General features: G+C 62.4%; 20 protein-coding genes. 8 read left to right on the forward strand and 12 right to left on the reverse strand.

Annotated features, from left to right (window positions below; all coding sequences use genetic code 11):
• Positions 1-53: 53 nt before the first annotated feature.
• The 3 genes from ACF8EF_RS06880 to hisN all read right to left on the reverse strand — a co-directional run bounded on the left by ACF8EF_RS06880 (position 54) and on the right by hisN (position 3,020).
• Positions 54-1,010, reverse strand: a complete 957-nt coding sequence (locus tag ACF8EF_RS06880; RefSeq protein ID WP_392461275.1) for an AraC family transcriptional regulator — start codon at positions 1,008-1,010, stop codon at positions 54-56.
• Between the two features lie 300 nt (positions 1,011-1,310).
• Positions 1,311-2,042, reverse strand: a complete 732-nt coding sequence (locus ACF8EF_RS06885) for a hypothetical protein (RefSeq protein WP_176684273.1) — start codon at positions 2,040-2,042, stop codon at positions 1,311-1,313.
• Between the two features lie 186 nt (positions 2,043-2,228).
• Positions 2,229-3,020 carry a histidinol-phosphatase gene (hisN, locus tag ACF8EF_RS06890; RefSeq protein WP_176684274.1) on the reverse strand — a complete coding sequence of 264 codons (792 nt, stop codon included), beginning with the start codon at positions 3,018-3,020 and terminating at the stop codon, positions 2,229-2,231.
• A gap of 125 nt (positions 3,021-3,145) precedes the next feature.
• Here hisN and ACF8EF_RS06895 point away from each other — a divergent pair, with 125 nt between their 5' ends.
• The gene (locus tag ACF8EF_RS06895; RefSeq protein ID WP_176684275.1) at positions 3,146-4,036 is read left to right on the forward strand and encodes a universal stress protein; all 891 of its coding nucleotides are present in this window, start codon (positions 3,146-3,148) and stop codon (positions 4,034-4,036) included.
• Positions 4,037-4,301: 265 nt separating this feature from the next.
• Entirely contained in the window at positions 4,302-6,422 is a 2,121-nt protein-coding gene (locus ACF8EF_RS06900) for a TonB-dependent siderophore receptor (RefSeq protein WP_392461274.1), read from the forward strand.
• Positions 6,423-6,453: 31 nt separating this feature from the next.
• On the opposite strand, the gene ACF8EF_RS06905 is transcribed toward ACF8EF_RS06900, so the two are convergent.
• Both ACF8EF_RS06905 and ACF8EF_RS06910 read right to left on the reverse strand, forming a co-directional pair.
• Positions 6,454-6,975: an acyloxyacyl hydrolase gene (locus tag ACF8EF_RS06905; protein ID WP_176684277.1), complete on the reverse strand. Its 522-nt coding sequence runs from the start codon at positions 6,973-6,975 to the stop codon at positions 6,454-6,456.
• A gap of 282 nt (positions 6,976-7,257) precedes the next feature.
• Entirely contained in the window at positions 7,258-8,124 is an 867-nt protein-coding gene (locus ACF8EF_RS06910; protein WP_004374302.1) for a LysR family transcriptional regulator, read from the reverse strand.
• A 107-nt stretch (positions 8,125-8,231) separates the two neighbouring features.
• Between ACF8EF_RS06910 and ACF8EF_RS06915 the strand changes: the two genes are divergently transcribed.
• Entirely contained in the window at positions 8,232-9,617 is a 1,386-nt protein-coding gene (locus tag ACF8EF_RS06915) for an aldehyde dehydrogenase family protein (protein WP_392461273.1), read from the forward strand.
• 37 nt (positions 9,618-9,654) lie between these two features.
• Here the strand turns inward: ACF8EF_RS06915 and ACF8EF_RS06920 are convergent, their stop codons facing one another.
• Entirely contained in the window at positions 9,655-11,565 is a 1,911-nt protein-coding gene (locus ACF8EF_RS06920) for an AAA family ATPase (protein ID WP_176684279.1), read from the reverse strand.
• Positions 11,566-11,644: 79 nt separating this feature from the next.
• The gene (locus ACF8EF_RS06925; protein ID WP_176684280.1) at positions 11,645-12,544 is read right to left on the reverse strand and encodes a helix-turn-helix domain-containing protein; all 900 of its coding nucleotides are present in this window, start codon (positions 12,542-12,544) and stop codon (positions 11,645-11,647) included.
• Positions 12,545-12,727: 183 nt separating this feature from the next.
• Between ACF8EF_RS06925 and ACF8EF_RS06930 the strand changes: the two genes are divergently transcribed.
• From ACF8EF_RS06930 to ACF8EF_RS06945, 4 genes are all read left to right on the forward strand, one after another.
• Positions 12,728-14,086 carry a glutamine synthetase family protein gene (locus tag ACF8EF_RS06930; protein ID WP_021785086.1) on the forward strand — a complete coding sequence of 453 codons (1,359 nt, stop codon included), beginning with the start codon at positions 12,728-12,730 and terminating at the stop codon, positions 14,084-14,086.
• 80 nt (positions 14,087-14,166) lie between these two features.
• Positions 14,167-15,255 carry a polyamine ABC transporter substrate-binding protein gene (locus ACF8EF_RS06935; RefSeq protein ID WP_209966209.1) on the forward strand — a complete coding sequence of 363 codons (1,089 nt, stop codon included), beginning with the start codon at positions 14,167-14,169 and terminating at the stop codon, positions 15,253-15,255.
• A 13-nt stretch (positions 15,256-15,268) separates the two neighbouring features.
• Positions 15,269-16,564: an FAD-binding oxidoreductase gene (locus ACF8EF_RS06940; protein ID WP_176684282.1), complete on the forward strand. Its 1,296-nt coding sequence runs from the start codon at positions 15,269-15,271 to the stop codon at positions 16,562-16,564.
• 150 nt (positions 16,565-16,714) lie between these two features.
• Entirely contained in the window at positions 16,715-17,392 is a 678-nt protein-coding gene (locus ACF8EF_RS06945; RefSeq protein WP_176684283.1) for a DUF3313 domain-containing protein, read from the forward strand.
• A gap of 87 nt (positions 17,393-17,479) precedes the next feature.
• On the opposite strand, the gene ACF8EF_RS06950 is transcribed toward ACF8EF_RS06945, so the two are convergent.
• Positions 17,480-18,856, reverse strand: coding sequence for an L-serine ammonia-lyase (locus tag ACF8EF_RS06950; protein WP_339443222.1), 1,377 nt, complete (start codon positions 18,854-18,856; stop codon positions 17,480-17,482).
• A gap of 146 nt (positions 18,857-19,002) precedes the next feature.
• Between ACF8EF_RS06950 and ACF8EF_RS06955 the strand changes: the two genes are divergently transcribed.
• Positions 19,003-19,944, forward strand: a complete 942-nt coding sequence (locus ACF8EF_RS06955; RefSeq protein ID WP_176684285.1) for a LysR substrate-binding domain-containing protein — start codon at positions 19,003-19,005, stop codon at positions 19,942-19,944.
• A gap of 34 nt (positions 19,945-19,978) precedes the next feature.
• Here ACF8EF_RS06955 and ACF8EF_RS06960 read toward each other — a convergent pair whose 3' ends face one another.
• From ACF8EF_RS06960 to ACF8EF_RS06975, 4 genes are all read right to left on the reverse strand, one after another.
• A complete protein-coding gene (locus ACF8EF_RS06960) occupies positions 19,979-21,400 on the reverse strand; it encodes an undecaprenyl-phosphate glucose phosphotransferase (protein WP_339443221.1) in 1,422 nt (473 codons plus the stop codon).
• A 178-nt stretch (positions 21,401-21,578) separates the two neighbouring features.
• A complete protein-coding gene (locus ACF8EF_RS06965; protein WP_392461272.1) occupies positions 21,579-22,331 on the reverse strand; it encodes a WecB/TagA/CpsF family glycosyltransferase in 753 nt (250 codons plus the stop codon).
• A complete protein-coding gene (locus ACF8EF_RS06970) occupies positions 22,331-23,518 on the reverse strand; it encodes a glycosyltransferase family 2 protein (RefSeq protein ID WP_176684288.1) in 1,188 nt (395 codons plus the stop codon). Before ACF8EF_RS06970 ends, ACF8EF_RS06965 begins: the two co-directional genes overlap by 1 nt.
• Positions 23,515-24,717 (reverse strand): glycosyltransferase, encoded by a 1,203-nt coding sequence (locus ACF8EF_RS06975; protein ID WP_392461271.1) that lies wholly within the window; start codon positions 24,715-24,717, stop codon positions 23,515-23,517. Before ACF8EF_RS06975 ends, ACF8EF_RS06970 begins: the two co-directional genes overlap by 4 nt.
• Position 24,718: the final 1 nt, after the last annotated feature.

The following is a 24,718-nucleotide window of genomic DNA, read 5'->3' on the forward strand; positions in this document are numbered from 1 at the left end:
GTAACAGGTTCAAGCGTCTCTTCGCGGGCGTACCCGCGAGAGACCAGTACGGTTCATCGCCGGTTGCGCAAGGTTTCGGACGGCAATTCGCCAAACTGCTGCCGATACACCTCGGAAAAACGCCCGAGGTGCAGAAAGCCATAATCCATGGCCAGTTCGGTCACGCTGCGTACCGAGCAACTGACATCGCCCAGGCAGGCACGCACCTGTTCCAGCTTGCGTTGTCGCACGTACTGCTTGGGTGTGGTCTGCAGGTGCCGATCGAACAACGCATACAACGAGCGCAGGCTCATGCATGCCTGCTCCGCCAGCGTCTCCGCTGTCAGCTCGGACTTAAGGTTGCGGTCGATGTAGTCGATGATCCGCTCCAGGCTTGCACCCGCTGAGCTGAGGCTCTCGCGGCGGATATTGGTGCTCATCAGGGTCAGCAGCTTGCTGGCGACAATCTGGCTGTAATGGCCTTGCACCCTGGGCAGCGAATCGCTGACTTCCGCCTCATGACAAACCATGGCCAGCAGGTTCACGAAGCCATCCAGCTCATCCAGCCGGTAATGATTGCGCAAGAACCGCACGCCCCCATCAGGCCGCTGCCAGCGCTGTTCATCGCAGATCGAATCCAGCAGCCGGGTTGGCACCTTGAGGATGAACTTCTCGCAGTCTTCTGAATAGGTGAGGTCAACCGGGTCGTCCGGGTTGATCAGCAGCAGCTCGCCCGGCACCAGGTGCTGCTCGCGCTTGTGCCCGCGCCACAGGCAGTTGCCATTGAGCAAGACTTGCAGGTGGTAGATGGTTTCCAGCGCGGGCGACGTCACGCGAACACTGCCGCCATAGCTGATACGGCACAGGTCGAGCTCGGCGAACTTGCGATGGCTGAGGCTGGCCTGGGGGTGGGTGGTGCGGGACAGACCGATGCAATGCTGGCCTACATGCTGGTTCACATAATCGGACACAGCATAAGGGTCGGCGTGGTGAAACACGCTACTGCGCTCGCTCAGCAGGCGGCTTTCCATAGGCAAGGCACTCGGTATCGTTATTGTTCTGGTCGCCGCGCCCTACCGCCTTGTCGGCTGTGGTTGCGGTCATCACGGTCATTCTATCGGGCTGGCAGCGCGTCGCAGGGGCAGGCGACAGCCGGCGGATAGGGGACACTACAGCAAAAAGGCGGGGGTTGGGCAATGCAACGATGGGATTGGCTGGGCGGATAGCGGACAGGTCCGGCGCCATGCGTGTTCGTTTATCGAACAGTACTTTAGGTACTCGCGTGGCCTGCACATGGCGTCCGTCCAAAGCGCTCCTGCAACGACCGTCATTCACTGCACCGGCAGGAAGTTCATCAGCAACAGGCTCTGCGCGTAATTCAAGCCTATGCGCCGATAACGCTCATCCAGCAACTCGGCCAGCAAGTCCAGCCGCGCGACGATCTTGCCGAACTCCACGGCAAAACTCAGGTTGGTGCCCTCCTCCGAGATCTCGTTCGAGAACAGCAGCAACACCCCATTGGCATCTTGCCGCTGGCTGAGCATCCATGTTGCCTTCTCGATATTGCGCGCGGCGTTGTTGACGAACAGCGGGTCGATGGTATCGGTCATGTAGAACTCGGTACGCCCACCGTGCGCGGTGATCAGCATGCTGCCAATGGCGTAGATGAAGGCTCCGACGCGGTCCCCGCGAAACTCGGGGCTCAGGGCGTAGCTCAAGGCTGCAAGGTCACGGCGGTTGCCCAGTTGCGGCAGCGGCCGGCGCTGTTCGATGGCGATGCGGATCTGTCGCTCGGCGGTGGCGGCGTCAAGGTAGCCAGACACTTTCCACTGGCTGGGGTTGCGCAGGTACAGCTTGTTCATCAGCAGGTACAGGCTTTGCAGGTTGTCGCGCATCGACAGCGTGGCCAGGCGGTCGACGCTGGTCTGGAACAGCTCGCTGGGTTTGCCGTTGCCGAGCTGGTTGACCATGTCACGGCCCTGCTGCTGCGTGCAGGCGCACAGGCATGCCAGGGCACCTGTCAGTAGCAGGCGGGGGAGGAAATTCGGGTAGCTTGCAACCATCGGCACCGGGTCGATATTCGGCGGCTGCGCCGGGAGTCAGCGCGGCCTGGCCAAGCATAGAGCCCGAAAATGGGAAAAAGTGCGGTGGCTGGAGAGAATGGAAACCTGTGGCGGCCTCTTCGCGGGTGAACCCGCTCCCACAAGAAGGGACTCGCCCGCGAAGAGGCTAGGCGCGACGAACCCGGATCACATGGCGTGGCGCAACATCTCCACCACCTGCGCATGCAGCGCAGGGTCCCCACAGGCCACCACGCAGCCGCCATCCTGCGCCGAACTGCCATCCCACGCCGTGATGACGCCACCCGCCCCTTCGATGATCGGCATCAGCGCCTGTACGTCATACGGCTGAAGGCTCGCTTCGACAATCACGTCAACAAAACCCGACGCCAGCATGCAGTAGGCATAGCAATCACCGCCATAACGCATCAACCGCGCCTTGCCGGCGACCGCTTCGAATGCCGCCTTGCGCTCGGCGGTGTCGAACATGTCCGGCGTGGTGCACATCAGCGTGGCGGCAGCCAGGTCGGTGCAGGCACGCGTCTTCAGCGGCGTGCCACTGCGCCAGGCGCCTGCCGGGGTACCCACGAAACGTTCGCCGGTGAACGGCTGGTTCATCACGCCCAGCACCGGGCGGGTGCCGTCATTCAGGGCAATCAGGGTGCCCCACAGTGGCAGGCCCGTAATGAACGCCCGGGTGCCGTCGATCGGGTCCAGCACCCAGGTCAGCGGGCTGCTGCCCACTGCAACGCCAGCCTCTTCACCGAGAATGCCATGTTCGGGATACCGAGCCTGGATCAACTCACGCATGGCATCCTCGGCGGCCTTGTCGGCCACGGTCACCGGGTCGTACAGGCGCCCGCCCTTGTCCTCGACATCCAGGCTGGCGCGGAAGTACGGCGCGATCGCTGCAGCGGCAGCATCGGCCAATTGCTCGGCAAAGGCGCGATACTCAACGATCTGTTCAGCACTCAGGGACATGGGGCGGGCCTCGTGACAATGATGGGGCACGCATCATACCCGACACATCGCCCCGGTGTACGTTGCGGCAGTCTAGACTGAACATGACCAGATCACCGGGGGGCTGCCACACGTGGAGGTGTGCGATGAGCCAGTTCAAACGTCTGTTCGTCATGCTCGGCCCGCAAATGCGTCATACGCCTGCGCTGCAACGCGCTGCGGCGTTGGCGGAATCCAGCGGTGCCCTGCTGGATATCAATGTGTTCGTCGACGACGTCGACACCTTTGGCTTGATGAGCGATGGCCGTGAGCGTGAGCGGCTGCTCAGCGACAACCGCCAATGGCTGGCGGATGAGGCCGAACAGCTGAGCGATGCCGGCCTGGACGTGTCCACCGAGCTGTTGTTGACCCGCGACCCGCTGGGCAGCGTACTAGAGCGGGTCGAACGGCTGGGCTGCGATCTGCTGGTCAAGGACGTACAGCACGAACCCGTACTCAAACGCCTGCTGGTCACGCCGCTGGACTGGCAATTGCTCAAGGACAGCCCGGTCGCCGTGCATCTGGTCAGCGACATTCGCCTGCCCCTGCCACGGCAGATCGCTGCCGCGGTGGACCTGAACAGCCACGGCGCTGGTGAACACCTGGACGAGCAAGTCATCCACTGCGCCCATGACCTGGCCCTGCAGTGCAACGCCGAGCTGCACCTGCTGCATGTGTGCGATGCGGCCAAGACCCACATCGCCGACTTCGGTGCCGGTGCGGTCACCATGCCCGGCTTCGATGGCAGCGTGCGTACCGCGCAGCGGGCGGCGTTCAACCGCCTGGGCGACCATCACCAGATTCCGCTGGAGCGCCGGCACTTCCTCGAAGGGGCTGCGACCAGGGCAATTGCCCAGTTCGTCGGCCACAACCGGGTGGACGTGATAGTCATGGGCAGCCATCGGCATGACGCCATGCAGACATTCCTGGGCGGGACAACGGCGCATGTGCTGGAACACCCGCTGTGCAATGTGTTGGCGATCAAGGCGATTCGCTGAGCTTCATCAGCCTGACCAGGGGCCAGGCTAGGACGACCTTGTACTGCGAAGAGGCAATTCCACCCACAGAGCAGCTCCTGACCTATCGGTCCCTTCGCAGCACAAGGTTGCTCCTGCAGGCACTACTGTGACCGTAACTTCTTCCCCCTTGGTTTCTGGTACACCAGTGCCACTCAAAACTAATGCATTTGATAATGATTCGTAGTATGTTCGCGGCATCTCCCGACCCAGCCTCTTAGCGCCCTATTCAAGGACCGTACCGTCGATGCGCCGCACGTTCGTTTCGCTTTGTGTGCTTCATGCTGTCTCCCCGCTGGCCTTTGCCGAGCCTGAACCGCTCAGCGACCCTAACCAGATCGAACTCCAGGCCCTGAGCATCACCAGTACTGCCGACAGCGAACGCGCCGACGGCCCGGTCGAAGGCTACAAGGCCACCCGCTCGGCCAGTGCCACCCGCACCGACACGGCGCTGCACGAAACCCCGCAATCGGTCAGCGTGGTACCCAAGGATGTGCTGGTAGACACGGGCGCCACGCGCCTGCAGGATGGCCTGGACTACGCCGGTGGTGTCGGCCGCGCCAACAACTTCGGTGGCCAGGGCCTCACAACCTTCACCGTGCGTGGCTTCACGACCGGTGAGTTCTACCGCAACGGCTTTCCGATCAACCGCGGCTACCCCAATGCCCCGGATGCCAACACCGTCGAGCGCCTGGAGGTCATCCGTGGCCCGGCCAGCAGCCTGTACGGCCGTGGCGACCCTGGCGGTACGTTCAACGTGGTCAGCAAGCAGCCGTTGCCCGAGTCCAAGGTCACCCTTGGCAGCCAGTTCGACGACCAGGGCATGCACCGTGCCACCCTTGATGCCACCGGGCCGCTGAGCCAGGACGGCTCGCTGGCCTACCGTCTGAACATACTGGGTGAAGGTGGCGACAGCTTCCGCGACGATGTCGAAAGCGAACGCTACGATGTCGCCCCGGTCATCAGCTGGCAGGTCAATGACGCCACGAAGATCACCTTCGAAGGCGATTTCATGCGCAACAACCACCCCCTCGATCGCGGCCTGACCCGCTACCCCACCCAGACCGGCAGCGCCTCGCGCGATACCTATATCTGGGAAAAAGGCAGCGACAACCTGCTGCACAACGACAACAACATGGCGCAGCTGCGTTTCGAGCACCTGCTCAATGACAACTGGACGCTGGCTGGCGGGTTCCAGTTCCTCGATGGCTCGCTCAAAGGCAACGCTGTCGAAGCCGACGGCGCACCGGCAGATGGACGCACGCTGCAGCGCAACTTCAACTACCGCAAGCTGGAGTGGACCGACCGCGACTGGCAGCTGAACCTGACCGGTCATTTTGACACCGGCAATTTCAGCCATACCTTGTTGACCGGGGTCGAATACGAGAACTACGACTACAACTCGATCATCCAGCGTTCCTCGGCAGCCTACCCGATCGACATCTACAACCCGGTACTGGGCCAGCCGCGCCCGGCACTGGACCGCACCACCACCTGGGACAAGGAAAACCTGCAGACGTGGGCGTTCTTCATTCAGGACCAGGTAGCGCTGACCGAGCGATTGAAGGCGCTGGCGGGTGTGCGCTTCGAGCGTTTCGAGCATGACTATGACAACAAGCTGAACAATGCCGGCGATTTCAGCAAGGGCGAAAACGGCGTTACACCCCGCCTTGGCTTGATCTACGACCTGACCGATACCCTGGCGGTCTACGCCAACACCGCACGTTCGTTCAAACCCAATACGGGCACGCCGGCCAGTGGCGGTGGTTTCGACCCGGAGAAGGGCAAATCCTACGAGCTGGGTGTGAAATGGGAGTCACTTGATCGCCAGTTGAGTGTCGACGCAGCGATCTACCACATCGTCAAGGAGAACGTCCTGACGCGCGACCCGGTGAATACCAACTACAGCTTGGCCGCCGGGGAAGTACGCAGCCGCGGGCTGGATATCAACATCGCCGGCAATATCACGCCTGAGTGGCGGGTAATCGGTGGCTACGCCTATGTCGATGCCGAAGTTACCAAGGACAACCGCCTGCCGACGGGTACGCGACTGGCCAACATCCCGCGCAACAGCTTCAGCCTGCTCAACACTTATGAGTTCCAGGACGGTTTTGCCAAAGGTTTGGGGCTAGGGCTTGGGTTGAAGTATGTGGATGACCGCAATGGCCAGACCGAGGCGGTCACCTACAACATGGACCAGTACACCGTGGTTGACCTGCTGACGTTCTACAAGGTTAACGAACACGTGCGGTTGAATCTGGACGTGAAGAACGTGTTCAACAAGGGGTATGACGAGGGGGCGTTCAACAGCTACGTATACCCCGGCGCACCGCGCACGGTGCAGGCCGGCGTTTCCTATACGTTCTGAATTGCCGGGGCCGCGCAGCGGCCCCGTAATGTCAGAAAGCTCTGCTATAGAACAGCGAGTACGACTCGATGCCGTCGTTTGGCTGCTTTATCCCGGCGTTGGAGTAGTGCATGGCACGGATGCCTACCTTCTGTTCTCCCGGCAACTTCAGGCCAAAGCCGATACGGTCTTCGAAGTTGACCGACGACCCCAGTCGCTGGTCGCCCACGTCGGTCTTTGAAAACGCTGCCAGGCCAATACCTGCCTCGATGTAAGGCGTGTAGGTAAAGCCGCTGAACTCATACGTGAACACCGGGCTGAACGACAGCGAATGCGCACCACTGGCATCGCCACCTTCCCAATAGGTGTAGGCCGCATCCCAGTAACCGCTCACATGACCGGCACTGCTTTGCAGCCATTTCTTGTCCCAGTCGAACGACATGCCGATACGGTAGGTCATGTCACCTTGGCCAGTGGCGCCCACGGCGCCTGATATCTGCGCAGCCTGGACCAGATCGGCTCCGGCAAAGGCCAGCACTGCAACGGCCAGCGAAGCTGCTAGACGGGTTTTCATCAACGACTCTCCTGATGGTCTACACGGCAAGCGGGGGCTTGGGCCCCTCGATGTTATGCGCTGACCGGTGCATCCAAACCGGTCATACGAAGTAATACTTTTCTGATTATTGTCCAGATAATCAGAAAGTTGGAAGTGTATTGCCACTATTGGCTAAATCACTTGGAAACGCTGTGCTTTGCCGGGAGGCAGCTGCACATACAGCAGTGGCCCGGCATCGCTGACGCTGAGCACGGGCTGGCCCTGAGCATTCTGGATATCGACTGTTATCGAGAAAAAACATCAGCTTGCGCGTCCTTCTTCAAGCAACTTCACGAACATGCTCAAACTGCGCGAGACCGTACCCCGTCGCCATACCAGCCAGGTTTTCAGGTAGCGGAAGTCCTCTGACATTGGCCAGGCGCTGACGGTGCTGCACCCGGGCATATTGTCGAGCATGCTGCGCGGCAGCATGGCCAGACCGGCGCCCGCACTGACGCAGGCCAACATGCCGTGATAGGACTCCATTTCGTGGATCTTGCCCGGTACCGCCTGGTCCTGTACGAACCAGTTTTCGAAGTGATGGCGGTACGAACAGTTGGCGCGGAAGGCATAGATGCTTTCACCGTTCACGTCCTGGGCGCGGGTCACCGGTGTATGGTTGAGTGGCGCAATGACCATCATCTCTTCCTCGAACACCGGTATGCCCTCCAGCGTCGGGTGCAGCACCGGGCCGTCGACGAACGCGGCCACCAGGCGGCCAGACAGCACGCCTTCGAGCATGGTCCCGGAGGGCCCGGTGGACAGGTCAAGGTCAACCTTGGGGTAGCGCTGGTTATAGGCCGCCAGCAACGCGGGGATGCGCACCGCCGCCGTGCTTTCCAGTGATCCTAGGGCAAAGGTGCCCTGCGGGTCTTCACCCGCCACGGTCAGCCGCGCCTCATGGACCAGGTCGAGGATGCGCCGGGTATATTCGAGGAAGTTCCAACCCGCAGGCGACAGGCGCAGGCGGCTCTTCTCACGAATGAACAGCTCTACCCCCAAGTCCTCCTCCAGTTGCTTGATGCGCGTGGTCAGGTTCGACGGCACCCGATGGATGTGCTGCGCGGCGGCGCTGATGCTGCCCTGCTCTGCCACGGCCTTGAAGATCTCCAGTTGCACCAGGTCCACAGCCATTCTCCAAACGTGAATGTTTCGCTCATTATTATTCAGTTTTCATTAAAGCCATAGCCCACTAGTCTGGCCTCACTGATTAACAACAACGAGAGTGTCCCGCCATGAGCGCGATCAGCAGCCTGACCCACGCCATCTCCCTCGACCCGTACAGCGGCGAGCAGATCGGCGCCTACCCGTTCGACAGCGACGCCGCACTGGAAGCGGCGCTGCAACGTGCCAAGGTTGGCTACCGCCAGTGGCGCCAGGTGTCGCTGGGTCAGCGCAGCGAGTACCTGCTGGCCCTGGCCGGCACCCTCGAAACCAAGGCCGAAGCCTTCGCGCACATGATCAGCCGCGAAATTGGCAAGCCGATCGCCCAGGCTCGCGGCGAAGTCAGCAAGTGCGTGGGCCTTTGCCGCTGGTACGCCGAGCACGGCCCGGCCATGCTCGCCGCCGAGCCGACCCAGGTCGAAAAAGCCCGTATCGAATACCGCCCGCTAGGCCCGATCCTGGCCGTGATGCCGTGGAACTTCCCGGTCTGGCAGGTGCTGCGCGGCGCCGTGCCGGCGATTCTGGCGGGTAACACCTACGTGCTCAAGCACGCACCGAACGTGATGGGCAGCGCCTACCTGATGGGTGAGCTGTTCAAGGATGCCGGCCTGCCGGAAGGCGTGTTCGAAGTACTGAACGTGACCCCGGATGGCGTTACCCGCGCCATCAACGATCCGCGCATCGCCGCCGTGACCCTGACCGGCAGCGTGCGTGCCGGCATGGCGATTGGTGCACAGGCCGGTGCCGCACTGAAGAAGTGCGTGTTGGAACTGGGTGGCTCCGACCCGTTCATCGTGCTGGCTGACGCCGACCTGGATGCCGCCGTTCAGGCTGCGGTGATAGGCCGCTACCAGAACACCGGCCAGGTGTGTGCCGCCGCCAAGCGCCTGATCGTGGAAGCCAGCATCGTCGACGCGTTCACCCACAAGTTCGTTGAAGCCACGCGCCAGCTGAAAATCGGCAGCCCGCTGGAGGACGACACCTATATCGGCCCGATGGCCCGCTACGACCTGCGCGACGAGTTGGACGGCCAGGTTCAGGCGACGTTGGCCGAAGGCGCCACGTTGCTGCTGGGCGGCAACAAGGTCGAAGGCGTGGCCAACTTCTACGCGCCGACCGTGTTCGCCAATGTCACCCCGGACATGACCGCGTTCAAGCAGGAGCTGTTCGGCCCGGTAGCGGCGATCATCACGGCACGCGATGCCGACCATGCCGTGGAACTGGCCAACGACAGCGAGTTCGGCCTGGCCTCGACCATCTACACAGCCGACTATGCGCTGGCCGAACGCATGACCGCCGCACTGGATACCGGTGGCGTGTTCATCAACGGCTACTGCGCTTCCGACCCCCGTGTTGCGTTTGGTGGCGTGAAGAAGAGCGGTTTCGGCCGTGAGCTGTCGCACTTTGGGGTGCGCGAGTTCACCAATGCCCAGACGGTGTGGCTGGACCGTAACTGATTCATGACCCTGGGGCTGCTTTGCAGCCCCATCTGTGTCAATCCCGAACCTGGTCCTTGACCCAGTCCAGCATCCCCCCCGGCACGATCAGTTCATGCCGCGCCCGCGAACAGGCGGTATACAACCCCGCCAGCATACGCGCCCGTTCATTGCGGTTACCCGCCACCTGTGGCGCCACCATCAGCTCCGGCGACACCATCACCCGGGCAAACTCCATGTTCTTCACATCCCGTACACGCCCCAGGAACAACTTCGGCGCCTTGTCCCAGCGGTAACGGCTCTTGGCCTTGGCAAAGTGCTCCGGCGTGTAGCCCTTGCGCAGCATGTTGGCCACGGCGACGAACGCTTTGTCATCGCCCTTGTCCTGCTCCAGCGCCTGCCAGCTGGCATAGCGGAACAGCATCGGGTGGCGCGGCCGCGTGCCGTAGCGGTACAGCTCGATGCAGTCCTCGACGAACAGTTCAAAGTCCTTGCGAGCGCTTTTCAGCAACAAGAACGGCACACCCTGATGCGTCAGGCGCTGGAACCAGCCAAACAGCCCCCATTCATCATCGACGATAAGCGCCGTGGGCTGTTCCGGCACCACCACCGTATCGAAGAAACTGACCCGGGTGTAGTGCTCGGCGTTGCCACTGAAGGCCGCCTGGATCGTGGCCGGGTGCGCCTGGATCAACGGGTTGAGCACATTGTCCATTGCCGGCCCGGCGCGAAGTGAATGGTCGATGCAGCGTTGCCGGATGAAGCTGCCATGGTGCGGGCTGAGGCCATTGAGGTTTTGCAGTTCGTCACCCAGGGTAATGATCGACTGTGGACTGCGATCGAGTACCGCCAGCATCGGTGCCGACAGTTCGTGGGCCTCGTCGACGATGACATGGGTGTAACGGCTGTCGATCACATGCTCGGTCAGCGACAGCAGCTTGACCCGGTGGTAGTCACGCACCGGCAGCTGAATGTCCCGCGCCGACGGACGAATCAGCTCTTGCCAGTACAGGCGTGCCTTCTCCAGCAGCACCTCCTGATCCAGCGGCGAAGTGCCCGGCCCGGCCCAGGGCAAGTGGTGCAGCTGAAGCTGGGTATCGGCACTGTGGCAGAACGTGCGCACGGCGCGGATACACAAGGCAACCACGTCACGCGCTGCGAGCGGGCCGATATCTGGGATGGCCAGCCAGCGCACCACTTGCGCTTCCTGGGGGCGCCAGGACAGCTTGGTGCGGTATGGGTCGCGCAGTCGCCAGCCGTTGCTGGTGAGGTCGCGGTTGAGCAGCTCGTCAGCCAATTGGCCGAAGGTCAGCGCGGTATAGGCGGCAGCGTCCTTGACCCGCGCCTGCAGCGCGCGCAACTGCCCTTCGGTCAAGGCCAGCAGCAATGTGCGCTGGGGGTCCAGCAGCCGGGCGAACTGGTGAATCAGGAAGGTCTTGCCGGTGCCGGCGAAACCTTGCACAGCCACAGACTCGTCGATGCCACTGAGGAATTCACGCAGCAGGCGGTTCTGCTGGTCGCTGAGCATCAAGTCACTGGCCAGCGACGGCAGGTACACCGGGTGCAGCGGCGTGGCCCGTTGGCGGTAGCGGTCGGCGAACTGGAAGTTCCACTGGCCTTCGTCATCCAGCAACTCGTCCGCCTGGTATTCCACTTCGGCCGACAGCAGTGCAATGCCATTTTCGCCCAGCATGCCCAGGCCCATGGCGAACGCTTCGCGATCGAAGTGCTGCGCTACCTGGCCCTGGAAACGCCCGGGGGCGACACCTTCGACTTGGTTGGCGATGCGCACGATTTCGGCGAAACGACGTTCCTGCGCGTCGGCCGAAGCGGTGGCAGGTTGGCGTGGCAGGTTTTGCACGAACAGCACGGCAGCGGCATCGAGCACACTGGCGGTGGTGAAGAACTCGGTTACAGCCGCGCTGGCGAGGCGGTCAGCCTGGTCGCTGGGCAAAGGCAGGTAGAACATCGGCACCTCGGGTGAAATCAGGGCGGCACCATAGCAACTTTCGGCACGGGATGCTGGGTTCAGTTTTGGCGTGCCCCCTTCAACCTCTGCCCCGCCGCAACGTCTCGCTCGGAAACTCCTTGAACAACTGCCGATAACTCTCTGAAAACCTTCCCAAATGCCAGAACGACCAACGCATCGCCACCTCGGCGACGGTCACCCCTCCTCCCCGCAAAAGATCGCGCCGCGCGCCGTTCAAACGGCGCAGCCGTAACCAGTGCGCAGGCGGCATGCCGGTGAACGCTTTGAACGCCTGTTGCAACTGACGCAATGAAACCCCGGCAACCTCCGCCAACTCCACCAGGTTCAGCGTTTCTTCCGGGCAGTCGGCCGCCCATTCGCTGACCCGGCGCATGATCGCCCGCTCCTCGTCACGTCGCCCCAGGGCCACACCCTGCAAGCGCTGGCAGGCGTTGTCGAGTATGAACAGGCAGTCCTCCAGCAGTTGCTCTGCCAGGGCCGGCCCCTGCAGCGGGCTACCGGCCTCGGCCAGGCGCGTCAGGGTGGCGCTCAGCCAACTGCCGAACAAGGCATTCTGGCCGCTGCCCAATGGCACCATGAACAACCCCTCCAGGCGCTGCGGGTCCAGCCCATGACGGGCCAGGAAGGCCTGGTCGAACACGACCGCCACCTCGTGGTAGTTCTCCGGCGTGATCCAGATATTGCGGCTTTGTTCGTTCAGCAGGTACAGGCTGTTCTCGCTGCGGTCGAAGCAAAACGCCAACGCGCCGCTTGGCGCGCGAAAAAACTGCTCCACCCGGGTGTTCAGGCGCTCTTCGTACACCTCCACGCCATCCAGCCCCAGACAACGCAGCTCACCGCTGAAGAACCCGGGTGACATCTGCCGGTACTGCTGCTGCCAGCCAGGGGTGGCGCGCACTTGCTCGGTGACGTCAGTGGTATGGAAAGCCTGGACCTTCAACGCATTGGCGGTTGTCACACATCATCCTGTATGCACTCTTTTGGTGCATTCGATACTGAAGAAAGTGGATAGATCGCCCCGGGGGGCTGCGCCCAAGATAGTCTCCAGCGCGTCACCTGGGAAGCGTAACGCCTTCGCAACTGTTGAACGGTTTTCGCAAGCGTCCACGCTCCCACACCAAAACCCAACCAAGAGGTCTGTATGAACGCCCCCTTCGATCAGCTGTCCACCTGGCTGAAAGAACACCGGATCACCGAAGTCGAATGCGTGATCAGCGACTTGACCGGCATCGCCCGCGGCAAGATCGCGCCCACCGCCAAGTTCCTCCATGAGCGAGGCATGCGCCTGCCAGAAAGCGTGCTGCTGCAGACGGTCACCGGCGACTACGTCGATGATGACATCTATTACAACCTGCTCGACGCCGCCGACATCGACATGGTCTGCCGCCCTGACCCCACTGCCGTTTACCAGATCCCGTGGGCGATCGAGCCAACCGCGATCGTGATCCACGACACCTTCGACAAGCAAGGCAACCCCATCGAGCTTTCGCCACGCAACGTGCTGAAGAAGGTGCTCAAGCTGTACGCCGACAAGGGCTGGCAGCCAATCGTCGCACCCGAGATGGAGTTCTACCTGACCAAGCGCTGCGAAGACCCGGACTTGCCACTGCAGGTGCCACTGGGGCGTTCCGGCCGTGCTGAAAGTGGCCGTCAATCGTTCTCGATCGATGCCGCCAACGAATTCGACCCACTGTTCGAAGACGTCTACGACTGGTGCGAGATCCAGGGCCTGGACCTGGATACGCTGATCCACGAAGACGGCCCGGCGCAGATGGAAATCAACTTCCGCCACGGCGATGCGCTGGACCTGGCCGACCAGATCACCGTGTTCAAGCGCACCATGCGCGAGGCAGCGCTCAAGCACAACGTGGCCGCCACGTTCATGGCCAAGCCGATCACCGACGAACCCGGCAGTGCCATGCACCTGCACCAGAGCGTGGTCGACATCGCCACGGGCAAACCGATTTTCGCCAACGAAGACGGCAGCATGAGCCCGCTGTTCCTGCATCACATCGGCGGCTTGCAGAAGTACATCCCCAAGCTGCTGCCGATGTTCGCGCCCAACGTCAACTCGTTCCGCCGCTTCCTGCCGGATACTTCGGCACCGGTCAACGTCGAGTGGGGTGTAGAAAACCGCACCGCCGGCTTGCGCGTGCCTACGTCCAGCCCGGAGGCGATGCGGGTGGAAAACCGCCTGCCGGGCGCCGATGCCAACCCGTACCTGGCCATCGCTGCCAGCCTGCTGTGCGGCTACCTGGGCATGGTCGAGCAGATCGACCCTAGCGCAGCAGTGCAGGGCCGTGCCTATGAACGACGCAACCTGCGCCTGCCGATCACCATCGAAGATGCGCTGCAGCACATGGAAGACTGCGAAACCGTGCAGCAGTACCTGGGCAAGCAATTCGTCCAGGGCTACGTGGCGGTCAAGCGCGCCGAACACGAGAACTACAAGCGCGTCATCAGCTCGTGGGAGCGTGAATTCCTGATGCTGAGTGTCTGATCCACTGCGGGGGTGCTTTGCACCCCATGCACAGGCAAGCCTGCTCCGAACTCGAAGAACAAGACCAACGAGGTGTTCCCATGCGTCATCTGCAAGCCCTGATCCCCGCTGCATTCACCCTGCTGTTCGCCACCACCACCCAGGCCACGCCCACGGTCAGTGTGTACAACTGGACCGACTACATCGGTGACACCACCTTGGCCGATTTCCAGGCCAGCAGCGGAATCAAGGTGGTCTATGACGTGTTCGACTCCAACGAAACCCTCGAAGGCAAGCTGTTGGCCGGGCGCACAGGTTATGACGTGGTGGTACCGTCCAACCACTTCCTCGCCCGCCAGGCCCAGGCCGGGGCCTTCCTGCCGTTGGACCGCAGCAAGTTGCCGAACTGGCAGCACCTGGACCCCAAACTGCTCAAGCAACTTGAACAGAACGACCCCGGCAACCAGTACGCCGTGCCTTACCTGTGGGGCACCAATGGCATCGGCTACAACGTCGACAAGGTCAAGGCGGCACTGGGTGTGGACCATATCGACTCGTGGGCGGTGCTGTTCGAGCCCGAGAACCTGAAAAAGCTCAAGCAGTGCGGCGTGGCATTCATGGACTCGCCCGACGAACTGTTCCCGGCCGTGCTCAACTACCTGGGCCTGGACCCGCGCAGCGAAAAACCGGGCGATTACGCCAAGGCCGAGGCCCGGCTACTCGAACTGCGCCCCTACATCACCTACTTCCACTCGTCCAAGTACGTCTCGGACCTGGCGAACGGTAATGTCTGCGTAGCGTTCGGCTATTCCGGCGACGTGTTCCAGGCTGCCAACCGCGCCGTAGAAGCGAAGAACGGCGTGAAGGTCGCCTACAGCATTCCCAAGGAAGGCAGCAACCTGTGGTTCGACCTGCTGGCCATCCCCAAGGACGCCAACAACCCCGAGCAGGCCCTGGCGTTCATCAACTACCTGCTCGACCCCAAAGTGATCGCCAAGGTCAGCGCCACGGTCGGCTATGCCAATGCCAACCCGGACGCCAAGGCCTACATGGATGCATCGCTGGTGAACAATCCCGAGATCTATCCACCCCAGGAGGTGCTGGACAAGCTGTACATCTCCAGCACCCCGAGCCCGAAAATCATGCGCGTCATGACCCGCTCCTGGAGCAAGATCAAGTCCAACCGCTGAGTCGAGAACGCTCATGTCTTTCAATACCCAACACACCGCCTCGTACTACGCCGCCACAGCGCGCGACGCGGCACCCTACCCCAGCCTGGACAGTGAACTGACGGCCGACGTATGCGTGATCGGCGGCGGGCTGACTGGGGTCAATACCGCCCTGGAGCTGGCCGAGCGCGGCCTCTCGGTGGTGCTGCTGGAAGCCCGGCGCATCGGCTGGGGCGCCAGTGGGCGCAATGGCGGCCAACTGATTCGCGGTATCGGCCATGATGTCAGCGGCTTTGCCCGGCATGTCGGGCAGGACGGTGTGCGCTACCTGAAACAGGCCGGCATAGACTCAGTGGAACTGGTGGCCAACCGCATCGCCCGCTACGGTATTGCCTGCGATCTGCGCTGGGGCTTCTGCGAACTGGCCAACACCGATGCGCAGTTCGCCGCTTTCAAGGATGAACAGGACGACCTGGCCGCCCTGGGCTATCGCCATGAAACACGCCTGGTCGGCGCCGGGCAGTTGAACGAGATCGTCGCCAGCGACCAGTACGCTGGCGGCCTGGTAGACATGGGCTCGGGCCACCTGCACCCGCTGGATCTGGTACAGGGCGAAGCCCGCGCGGCCCACAGCCTGGGCGTGCGCATTTTCGAGCAAAGCCCGGTCCTGCGCATTGAGCACGGGCCCAGGCTGACGCTGTACACGGCGCGCGGCAAGGTGCGCGCAAGCAGCCTGGTGCTGGGCTGCAACGCTCACCTCGATGAACTGGAACCGCGCCTGAGTGGCAAGGTGCTCCCGGCCGGCAGCTATGTGGTGGCCACCGAACCCTTGCCCGAAGCGCTGGCCAGCAGCCTGATCCCGCAGAACATGGCGCTGTGCGACCAGAAGGTCGGCCTGGACTACTACCGTCTCACTGCAGACCGCCGCCTGCTGTTCGGTGGCGCCTGCCACTATTCCGGGCGCGACCCTAAAGACATCGGCGCGTACATGCGGCCGAAGGTATTGAAGGTGTTCCCGCAACTGGCCAACGTGCGCATCGACTACCAGTGGGGTGGCATGATCGGCATCACCGCCAACCGGTTCCCCCAGGTCGGGCGCCTTGGCCAGCACCCCAACGTGTATTACGCCCAAGGCTATTCCGGGCACGGGCTGAACGTGACGCACTGGACGGCGAAACTGCTGGCCGAAAGCATCGCCCTCGGCCATAGCCACGGCCTGGATGTGTTCAGCGCCGTGCCGCACCTGACCTTCCCCGGCGGCAAGGCCCTGCGCTCCCCCCTGCTGGCGCTGGGCATGTTGTGGTACCGATTGCGTGAGGCCCTGGGTTGAGTGGGCAACAACGTTTGCAGCGCCACTCAGGGCGAGCGCGTCCCGGTCACGCATTCTGTACTTTTCAAAGAGGATTGCCCCGTCCACTGGCCAACTGCCTCGCACCTGCTAGCGTTGTTGAGGCCGACCTCTCATGGATGCCTTTTCATCATGAAATCATTGCCTCGCATTACCCTGTTGTGCGCCGCGCTGCTTGCCGTGGCCGCCTGCTCCAGCAACCGCGTGGACCCCAAGGATTACTCCGGCTTCCTCAAGGATTACAGCCGGCTGCAAGAGGCCAAGAGCCCGTCGGGTGACCCGGTGATGCGCTGGATCGACCCCAAGGTCAATATCAACCAGTACAGCCAGGTGTTCGTCGAGCCAAGCCAGTTCTACCCCAAACCGCAGCCAACAGCGGTTATCTCGCAGCAGACGCTGCAGGAAATCACCCGCTACTTCAACGAGGCCCTGCGCAGGGAAATGAGCAGCGTGATGCCTCTGGCCAAGGGGCCTGGCCCGGGCGTGATCGTGATACGCCCGGCGATCACGGCAGTGTCCACCAGTAACGAGGGCCTCAGGCCTTACGAGGTGATCCCTATCGCGCTTATCGCGGCGGGAGTGAATACCGCCATGGGTGGCCGCGACCAGGACGTGGATGTCGGTGTGGAGGCAGCGTTCCTGGACGGCGCCAGCCAGAAGGTGCTGGCCCAGGTGGTACGCAAGGGCGCGGGCCAGGAGCTGGAAAACGATACCCAGAAGCTGACCTTGAACGACGTCAAGCCGGTGCTGGATGGCTGGGCCAAGGACATGCGTGCGAGCTTCCTGGCAGCGAAGCAGAAAGGCCGCTGATTCAGTTCTGACCCAACCGGTCAACGCAATCTGGTTCAGGAGCGGCCCATCGAGACACAAGGCCGCTCCAGTTGACCGCGTTGAAACTCAGCACTCGACAAAAGCGACCGCCAAACCGCCGCGCGAGGTTTCCTTGTAGTTGGCATGCATGTCCGCCCCGGTATCACGCATGGTGCGGATCACCCGATCTAGCGAGATGAAGTGCTCGCCATCCCCCCGCAGCGCCATCTGCACGGCATTGATCGCTTTTACTGCAGCAATTGCATTGCGCTCGATACAGGGCACCTGCACCAGGCCACCCACGGGGTCGCAAGTGAGCCCGAGGTTGTGCTCCAGGGCAATCTCGGCCGCGTTTTCCAGCTGCGGCGGCGTCGCCCCCAGCACCTGGGCCAAGCCGGCGGCAGCCATCGAACAGGCCGAACCCACCTCGCCCTGGCAGCCTACCTCTGCCCCCGAGATCGACGCATTTTTCTTGCACAAAATACCGACCGCCGCAGCCGCCAGCAGGAAATCGACGACATCGGCATCGCAAACGGTCGGGTTGAACTTCATGTAGTAATGCAGCACAGCCGGGATAATGCCAGCGGCACCGTTGGTGGGCGCGGTAACCATGCGCCCGCCCGCGGCGTTCTCCTCATTGACCGCCAAGGCGAACAGGTTCACCCACTCCATGGCGCTGAGGGTTGAGCCGATCACGTTGGGCTTGCCCAACTCCTGCAGGCTGCGGTGCAACCGCGCAGCGCGGCGCTTGACGTGCAAGCCGCCTGGCAGGACGCCCTCGTTGCGCAGGCCGTTCGCCACGCACTCACGCATGGCCGCCCAGATGCGCAACAAGCCTTCGCGCACCTCGGCCTCCGGGCGCCAGGCGCATTCGTTGGCCATCATCAGTTGCGCCACGCTCAGGTTGTGGGCCTTGCACAACGCCAGCAGTTGAGCACCACTGTCAAACTCATAAGGCAGCATCACGGCATTCGCTTCGCTTGCCGGCGCATCGATCTCGGCTTGCTCGACGATGAAGCCGCCGCCTACCGAAAAATAGGTCTGGCTCAACAGGCTGTGCTGCCCGTCCATGGCTTCCAGGCTCATGGCATTGGGGTGATAAGGCAGGCTCTCGTCGAGCAGCAGCATGTCACGGCCATAGTCGAAGGCCAGCGGATGGCTACCGTCGAGCATCAGGCAGTCTTCCTGCAGCACCTGGCCAATGCGCGACTCGATGGTGGCCGGGTCGATACGGTCCGGCCACTGGCCCATCAAGCCTAGCAGGCACGCGCGGTCGGTGGCATGGCCAACCCCGGTCGCCGACAGCGAGCCATACAGCCGCACTTCCACGCGCGTTACCCGGGCCAGCAGCCCCTGCTCACGCAAGGCCTGGGCAAAGGTGGCCGCCGCGCGCATCGGGCCGACGGTGTGGGAGCTGGAAGGCCCGATGCCAATTTTGAAAAGGTCGAAAACACTGATAGCCATGCTAATGCCTGCCCCTACCCTGATATGCATCCAAGATAGAGTTGTCTGGAGAAATTGAGCGTTGTTGCGATTTTGCGCGATACTGACGCGATGGCTCACGGATGACCAACGAAACCTCCTAAGCAAGCCTTTAGCGGTACTAAACGATGCGACGACAACTCAATGGTCAGATGTTCGTCTGGCTGCATGTATTTGCCTGCGCAGCCCGGCACTTGTCCTTCACCCGCTGTGCCGAAGAGCTGCACATCACCCCGGGCGCGGTCAGCCAGCAGATGCGCCAACTGGAAGAGCGCCTGGGCTACCGGCTGTTCCTGCGCCGGGCGCGCGGCGTGGAGCTGAGCGCCGAGGGGCAACGCCTGGCCCAGACGGTGGCCGAGGCCTACGGCAATATCGAGGCCGAACTGCTGCGGCTGGACGCGGGAGAAATCCGCGGCACGTTGCGTGTGCGTTCGATCCCGTCGTTCCTGGCCAAATGGCTCACGCCGCGCTTGCCGCGTTTTCAACAACGTTACCCGGACATCGAGTTGCGCCTGGTGGCTGAGGACAGTGCCCAGGCGCTGACGCCGGGCGACTTCGACCTGGCCATCGACCTGAACGATGGCAGTTACCCAGGCATGCTCTCGACGCCGCTGCTGGACGAGCAGATCTTCCCGGTGTGCTCGCCTGCCCTGCTGCGCGGGCGCCCGCCGCTGCACGGCCCGGCTGACCTGGCGCACTACCCGCTGCTGCATGACATCACCGCCTGGCGTGGCAGTTCGGAATATGCTGAGTGGGAGTTCTACCTGGAAGGCATCGGCGCCGCCGGCCTGGATGTACGGCGCGGGCACACCTTCAACCGCAACCACCTGACCATCGAGGCGGCGATTGCCGGGATCGGCGTGGCGATTGCCCGGCGCACGCTGCTCAATGATGAACTGGAACGCGGGGCACTGATCGTGCCGTTTGGTGTACCGATCGCCAACCACAAGCGTTATGTGGTGCATTACCCGCCAGGCGGCTTGAACCAGCCGGGTGCGCGGGCAGTGCATGACTGGCTGGTGGAAGAAGCGCGGGGGTTCAGGGAGTTGCATCCGTTGAACAAGGACTAACTGGCGGTACACAGTCGATGCGGGCGTGCGTTGCTCAATAAGCCTGCTTACCCGTAAAGGCATTAAGCGTGCGCACCAGAATCACAAAGTCCAGCCACAACGACCAGTTGTTGATGTACTCGATGTCCGAGTCGACCCGCTGGATCATTTGCTCGATATCCTTGGTCTCCCCCCTGAACCCGCGCACCTGCGCCAAACCCGTCATGCCTGGCTTGATATTGTGGCGGGCAAAGTAGTCGACGATATCCTGCGAATACAGGGTGTCATGTTGCAAGGCGTGTGGCCGCGGCCCTACCAGGGACATTTCCCCGGTCAGTACATTGAACAATTGTGGCAGTTCATCAAGGCTTGTACGCCGGATGAAGGCACCGACCCGGGTCAACCGTGGGTCATTCTTCTGCGCCTGCTTGACCACCCCTTCTTCCGGTTGGTGAACATGCATGCTGCGAAACTTCCAGATACGGAACGATTCGCCTGTCCAGCCGGTACGTTCCTGGCGGAAGAACACCGGCCCGCGGCTATCGATCTTGATGGCCAGCGCAACAGCCAGCAGCACGGGTGATGCAAACAGCAAAATCAACGCGGCCAGCACCCGGTCCTCAAGGTTTTTCAAGAACAGGCTCATGCCCGTCAAGGGTGTCTCCGACAAGGTCAGCACCGGAATGCCGGCAATTTCCCGCACGCTGTGGTTGATCAGGCGCAACGAGAAGATATCCGGCACCCAGTTCACCGCAATGCACTTGTCGAGCAACTTGAAATACACGTCGTTGATGACCTCGGAGCCACCCAGTGGCGTCACCAGATACACCGTACGAATGCCGTGCTGGGCCACCAGTTCGTCGAGGTCGCCAATATGCCCCAGCACCGGCAGGCGCTGCTTGCCCTCGGCACTCTCCAGCCCCTGCCCGTCGCCTTTGTCGAGTAGCACGCACCCCAGCACCCGCTCGCCGAACCACGGGTTGTTGCTGATTTTCTGATACAGGAAGTTGGCCAGGTCACCGTTGCCGATGATCAGCGCATTGTCCAGGCGCGCATGCGCGCTAAAGCGCTTTTGCAGTTCGCGCACGGCAAAATGCAAGAATAACTGGGCAAAATAACCAATGACGAACAGTTGCACCACCAATAGCCGTGAATAGGTTTCGCTCTGTTTGGTCAGGAACGCCATGACGACCAGGAAGCAAAACGTTGCCGACCAGGCCTTGAACAGGCGGAACGCCTTGATCGAAAGCCCGACATTGGTGCGGTAGATCGCGTAATGATCATAAATGACTGCCAGTGCGCCAATCAGCAACAGCAGCATGATCACGTAATCGGATGTGATATAGCCGAACTGGTCGTAGATCAGGTACCAGGCAATACCGGTGACGGCAATACCATCGAGGCCGGCCTGGATGGCGTTACTGACACTGCTTCTTCTCTGGAGTAAGGAACGACTGCTTCTGGGTTCGAAAACCATTTCAGACCTCATCAAAATGAGCGTAGCAAGTGCCTTCCATCAAACAGCAAGTCTTGAAAACAGACTTATGCAAAGCCAGTGCAGCAGGTTCGTGGAGCCTTCAAGCCATTGATATCACTGTAGCAGCCACCCGCTAGTGGCGTATCCGGAATCATGGCTTGTGCGAATTTTGACCGATTCACAGGGCCCGTCTGGCCGAAACCGCCGCCCTCCGGTACAACAGGGTGCGCAACAGGAATAGCGGATTGCCCACCACATAACGCATGAACAGGCGCTTGGGCTCGCGCAGCAGGCGGTACAGCCACTCGCCCCCCAAACGCCGCAGCCATTCGGGGGCACGGCTGACCTTGCCGCCGAGAAAATCCAGGATCGCCCCACCGCACACGATCAGGCATGCCCCACCAGTGGCTGCCAACTCCGCTGCCACCGCCTCCTGCTTGGGCATGCCCATGCCCAGCACGATCAGCTCGGGCTGCTGCTTGCGGGCCAACTGCAGATAGGTTTCAACGCTGGCAAAGCCATCGTGAACCGACACTGGCACGATGCCGAACTCGGCTTTACAGCGCTGCGCAGCCTGGTCCAGGTAGGGTTGCCGGGTGCCCCAGAAGGCGACCTTGCGCCCTCGGTAAGCAGCCATGAGCCTGGGAATGAAGTCAGTGCCATTCATGTTGAGCCCGGGCTCCAGGCCCAGGCCGCGATACAGGATCGCCATGCCGGCGCCATCGCGCAGCAGCACATCTGCGGCCGACAGTGCCTGGCTGTAGCCACCATCGCGCACCACCAGGTTCATCGCATGGGCGTTGACGAAACCCAGCACGGTGCCCGTGTCCGGCGTGGCCAGGCGGTCGAGCAGATGCTGCACGGCGGCGTCATCAGCGATCACGTCCAGTTGGTCGATCACTCGCTTCCAGCGATTCTGCCACTGAGCCATCAGTCGTCATCCCGTTTTGAACGCACCCATTCAACCTGGCGCTTGATCAGGAAGCTCAGGTACAAGGGAATTTTCCTGGCCGCGTAGAACGGCGCGTACAACAACACCGAAAACGGTATCACTTCACGACAGAAGCGCGCCCAGGCCAACACCACGGCAAAGGCCAGCAAGGCCAAACCGGCCAAGGCGAGCCACGCGGGCAGCGCCAGGCCGAACAGCAGGTACGCCAGCCAGGTCACCAGGTTAAGCCCGAGCAAGGCCAGCACCAGCAACGCCAGGGGCGGTACCAGCAGGTCCAGGGTCAAGGCCGCCAGGCTAGCGTTACGCTGGGTGATTGCAGCCTTCGCCCGTTTGGGTGCGTCGGCGAGCATCAAGCCCAGATGGCCATGCTCCCAGCGGGTGCGTTGGCTGTTGAGGCCTTGCTGACTGAGCGGGAACTGGCTCGTGACCAGTGCCTCGGGGCAGAAAGCAGGGGGCTTACCCTGCTGGCAAAGGTCCAGGCCCAGCTTCACATCCTCGACCAGATGACCATTGGCCAGGTTGATCAGGCTCAGATCGTGCCAGCCGAACGCCATGCCCGCGCCCATCAACTGGCATGGCAGGCCCAGGCGCGCCCAGCCGCGTGGCCGCACCAGGTTCTTGACCCGCCAGGCAAACTCGGCAACCTGCACTCTCAACCCGGCACCTGCCGGTGCACGCATCAGGTACAGCGACTGTACCGGGCGCCCAAGTTCGAGGCAGCGGCGCGCCAGGCAGTCGATCGCCCCCTCGCCCACCTGACAGTCGGCATCCACCACGATGACCACCTCGGGCGGCCGCTGAGCCAGGTGGCGCACGCCGAAATCCAATGCGTAACCTTTGCCGCGCAAGCGCGTATCGCGGCGCTCTACCACTTCGGCGCCGGACGCGCGTGCCAACCGGGCCGTGTCATCCGAACAGTTGTCTGCCACGACCAGCAAGCGGTCGCCGTCCAGCAGCTGCGGCGTAACGCTGGCCAGCATCGCACGAATGACCAACGCCTCATCGTGGGCGGGCACCAACACCGCCACTCGCGGGCGCTCGCCAATGCCCTCGGGCCTCGACCGCGCCGGCAGGCAAGCCAGCAACACTTGCAACACCAGGACCAACACCGGCACCAGGACGATGATCGCCAACAGGCCCAGTAACCAACCCAATACACTTATCATGCGTATGCCTTGAAATAGCCGGCCAGCCTGGCCGCCTCGGTGTCGATGTCATGCCGTTGCACTACACGCTGGTAGGCCACCTCGCCCATGCGCTGCAGTACCTCGGCCGGTTGCGCCAGGCAGTCGGCCATGGCTGTTGCCAGCTCGTCCACGGCACCGGCAGGGAACAACCAGCCGTTTTCGCCAGGCCGCACCAGCTCGGGGATACCCGCTACATAGGTGGTCAGCACGGGCCGGCGCAAGGCCATGGCCTCCATGATGACCACGGGCAAGCCCTCGGCGAAGCTGGGTAGCACCAGCGCACGGGCGGCCAGGATTTCCTCGCGTACCTGCGCACTGCTGATCCAACCGGTGATACGCACTTGCTGCTGCAAGCCGTGCCGGGCAATCAAGGCCTCGATCTGCTCGCGCATTTCACCGTCACCCGCCAGCACCAGCTCGAAGGCGATCGACTGGGCAGCGAGACAGCGCGCCGCTTCCAGCAACAGCAGCTGGCCCTTCTGTTCGCACAGGCGCCCGACACACACCAGCCTTGGTGCCGGCGGCACATTGACCGGCGCCACCTCATGAAACCCACGCTCCAGGCCGCAATGCACCACCTTCACCTTGCCCCACTGCTCGTGCGCCACCCAACGGTACAGCTGGCTGCGCCCGTACGAGCTCACCGCCGCGACAAAGGCGGCGCGCCGTACTTTCTCACCCAAGTGCAGGAACTGTGGTTTGTCGAATTCTTCAGGGCCGTGCACGGTAAAGCTGTATGCCGGCCCGCCCAGGGCGTTGGCCAGCATGACCACTTCAGTAGAGTTGGTGCCGAAATGCGCGTGCACATGTGTCGCCTCCCCTGCCTGCAACCACTGCAGCACCTGGCAGGCCTCGGCCAGGTAGACCAGGTGGTAGGGCCAGGCACGGTCGGCCCGCAAGCCGAGGCGCATGGCCAGCCACAGCGCCTGGAAAAACCGCCGCGGCTGCGTACGCAGTACCCGCCACGTCGGTGCCAACAACCCCTTGAGCCCACCTTGCAATACGTAGCGGGTCTTGCCCCGTTCGGTTGTGTCCTCGGCATCCTGCACTTCGGCGTCCCACCCACGCAGGGCTATACGTTGCACCTCGACCCCTTGGCGCTCCAGCGCCAGAATTTCGCGACGGATGAAACTGTGGCTGACTTTCGGGTACTGATTGATGAAGTAAGCAATGCGCATA

The organism is Pseudomonas sp. zjy_15 (assembly GCF_043101865.1).
Taxonomy (GTDB): Bacteria; Pseudomonadota; Gammaproteobacteria; order Pseudomonadales; family Pseudomonadaceae; genus Aquipseudomonas; species Aquipseudomonas putida_Y.

Excerpts from the sequence above, each read along its gene's own strand:
- ACF8EF_RS06895 (WP_176684275.1), top strand. The coding sequence starts at position 3,146 with ATGAGCCAGTTCAAACGTCTGTTCGTCATGCTCGGCCCGCAAATGCGT.
- ACF8EF_RS06900 (WP_392461274.1), top strand. The coding sequence starts at position 4,302 with ATGCGCCGCACGTTCGTTTCGCTTTGTGTGCTTCATGCTGTCTCCCCG.
- ACF8EF_RS06955 (WP_176684285.1), top strand. The coding sequence starts at position 19,003 with ATGCGACGACAACTCAATGGTCAGATGTTCGTCTGGCTGCATGTATTT.
- ACF8EF_RS06940 (WP_176684282.1), top strand. The coding sequence starts at position 15,269 with ATGTCTTTCAATACCCAACACACCGCCTCGTACTACGCCGCCACAGCG.
- ACF8EF_RS06905 (WP_176684277.1), bottom strand. The coding sequence starts at position 6,975 with ATGAAAACCCGTCTAGCAGCTTCGCTGGCCGTTGCAGTGCTGGCCTTT.
- ACF8EF_RS06975 (WP_392461271.1), bottom strand. The coding sequence starts at position 24,717 with ATGCGCATTGCTTACTTCATCAATCAGTACCCGAAAGTCAGCCACAGT.
- ACF8EF_RS06880 (WP_392461275.1), bottom strand. The coding sequence starts at position 1,010 with ATGGAAAGCCGCCTGCTGAGCGAGCGCAGTAGCGTGTTTCACCACGCC.
- ACF8EF_RS06965 (WP_392461272.1), bottom strand. The coding sequence starts at position 22,331 with ATGGCTCAGTGGCAGAATCGCTGGAAGCGAGTGATCGACCAACTGGAC.
- ACF8EF_RS06885 (WP_176684273.1), bottom strand. The coding sequence starts at position 2,042 with ATGGTTGCAAGCTACCCGAATTTCCTCCCCCGCCTGCTACTGACAGGT.
- ACF8EF_RS06950 (WP_339443222.1), bottom strand. The coding sequence starts at position 18,856 with ATGGCTATCAGTGTTTTCGACCTTTTCAAAATTGGCATCGGGCCTTCC.
- ACF8EF_RS06970 (WP_176684288.1), bottom strand. The coding sequence starts at position 23,518 with ATGATAAGTGTATTGGGTTGGTTACTGGGCCTGTTGGCGATCATCGTC.
- ACF8EF_RS06915 (WP_392461273.1), top strand. The coding sequence starts at position 8,232 with ATGAGCGCGATCAGCAGCCTGACCCACGCCATCTCCCTCGACCCGTAC.
- ACF8EF_RS06930 (WP_021785086.1), top strand. The coding sequence starts at position 12,728 with ATGAACGCCCCCTTCGATCAGCTGTCCACCTGGCTGAAAGAACACCGG.
- ACF8EF_RS06920 (WP_176684279.1), bottom strand. The coding sequence starts at position 11,565 with ATGTTCTACCTGCCTTTGCCCAGCGACCAGGCTGACCGCCTCGCCAGC.
- ACF8EF_RS06960 (WP_339443221.1), bottom strand. The coding sequence starts at position 21,400 with ATGGTTTTCGAACCCAGAAGCAGTCGTTCCTTACTCCAGAGAAGAAGC.
- hisN (WP_176684274.1), bottom strand. The coding sequence starts at position 3,020 with ATGTCCCTGAGTGCTGAACAGATCGTTGAGTATCGCGCCTTTGCCGAG.
- ACF8EF_RS06935 (WP_209966209.1), top strand. The coding sequence starts at position 14,167 with ATGCGTCATCTGCAAGCCCTGATCCCCGCTGCATTCACCCTGCTGTTC.
- ACF8EF_RS06945 (WP_176684283.1), top strand. The coding sequence starts at position 16,715 with ATGAAATCATTGCCTCGCATTACCCTGTTGTGCGCCGCGCTGCTTGCC.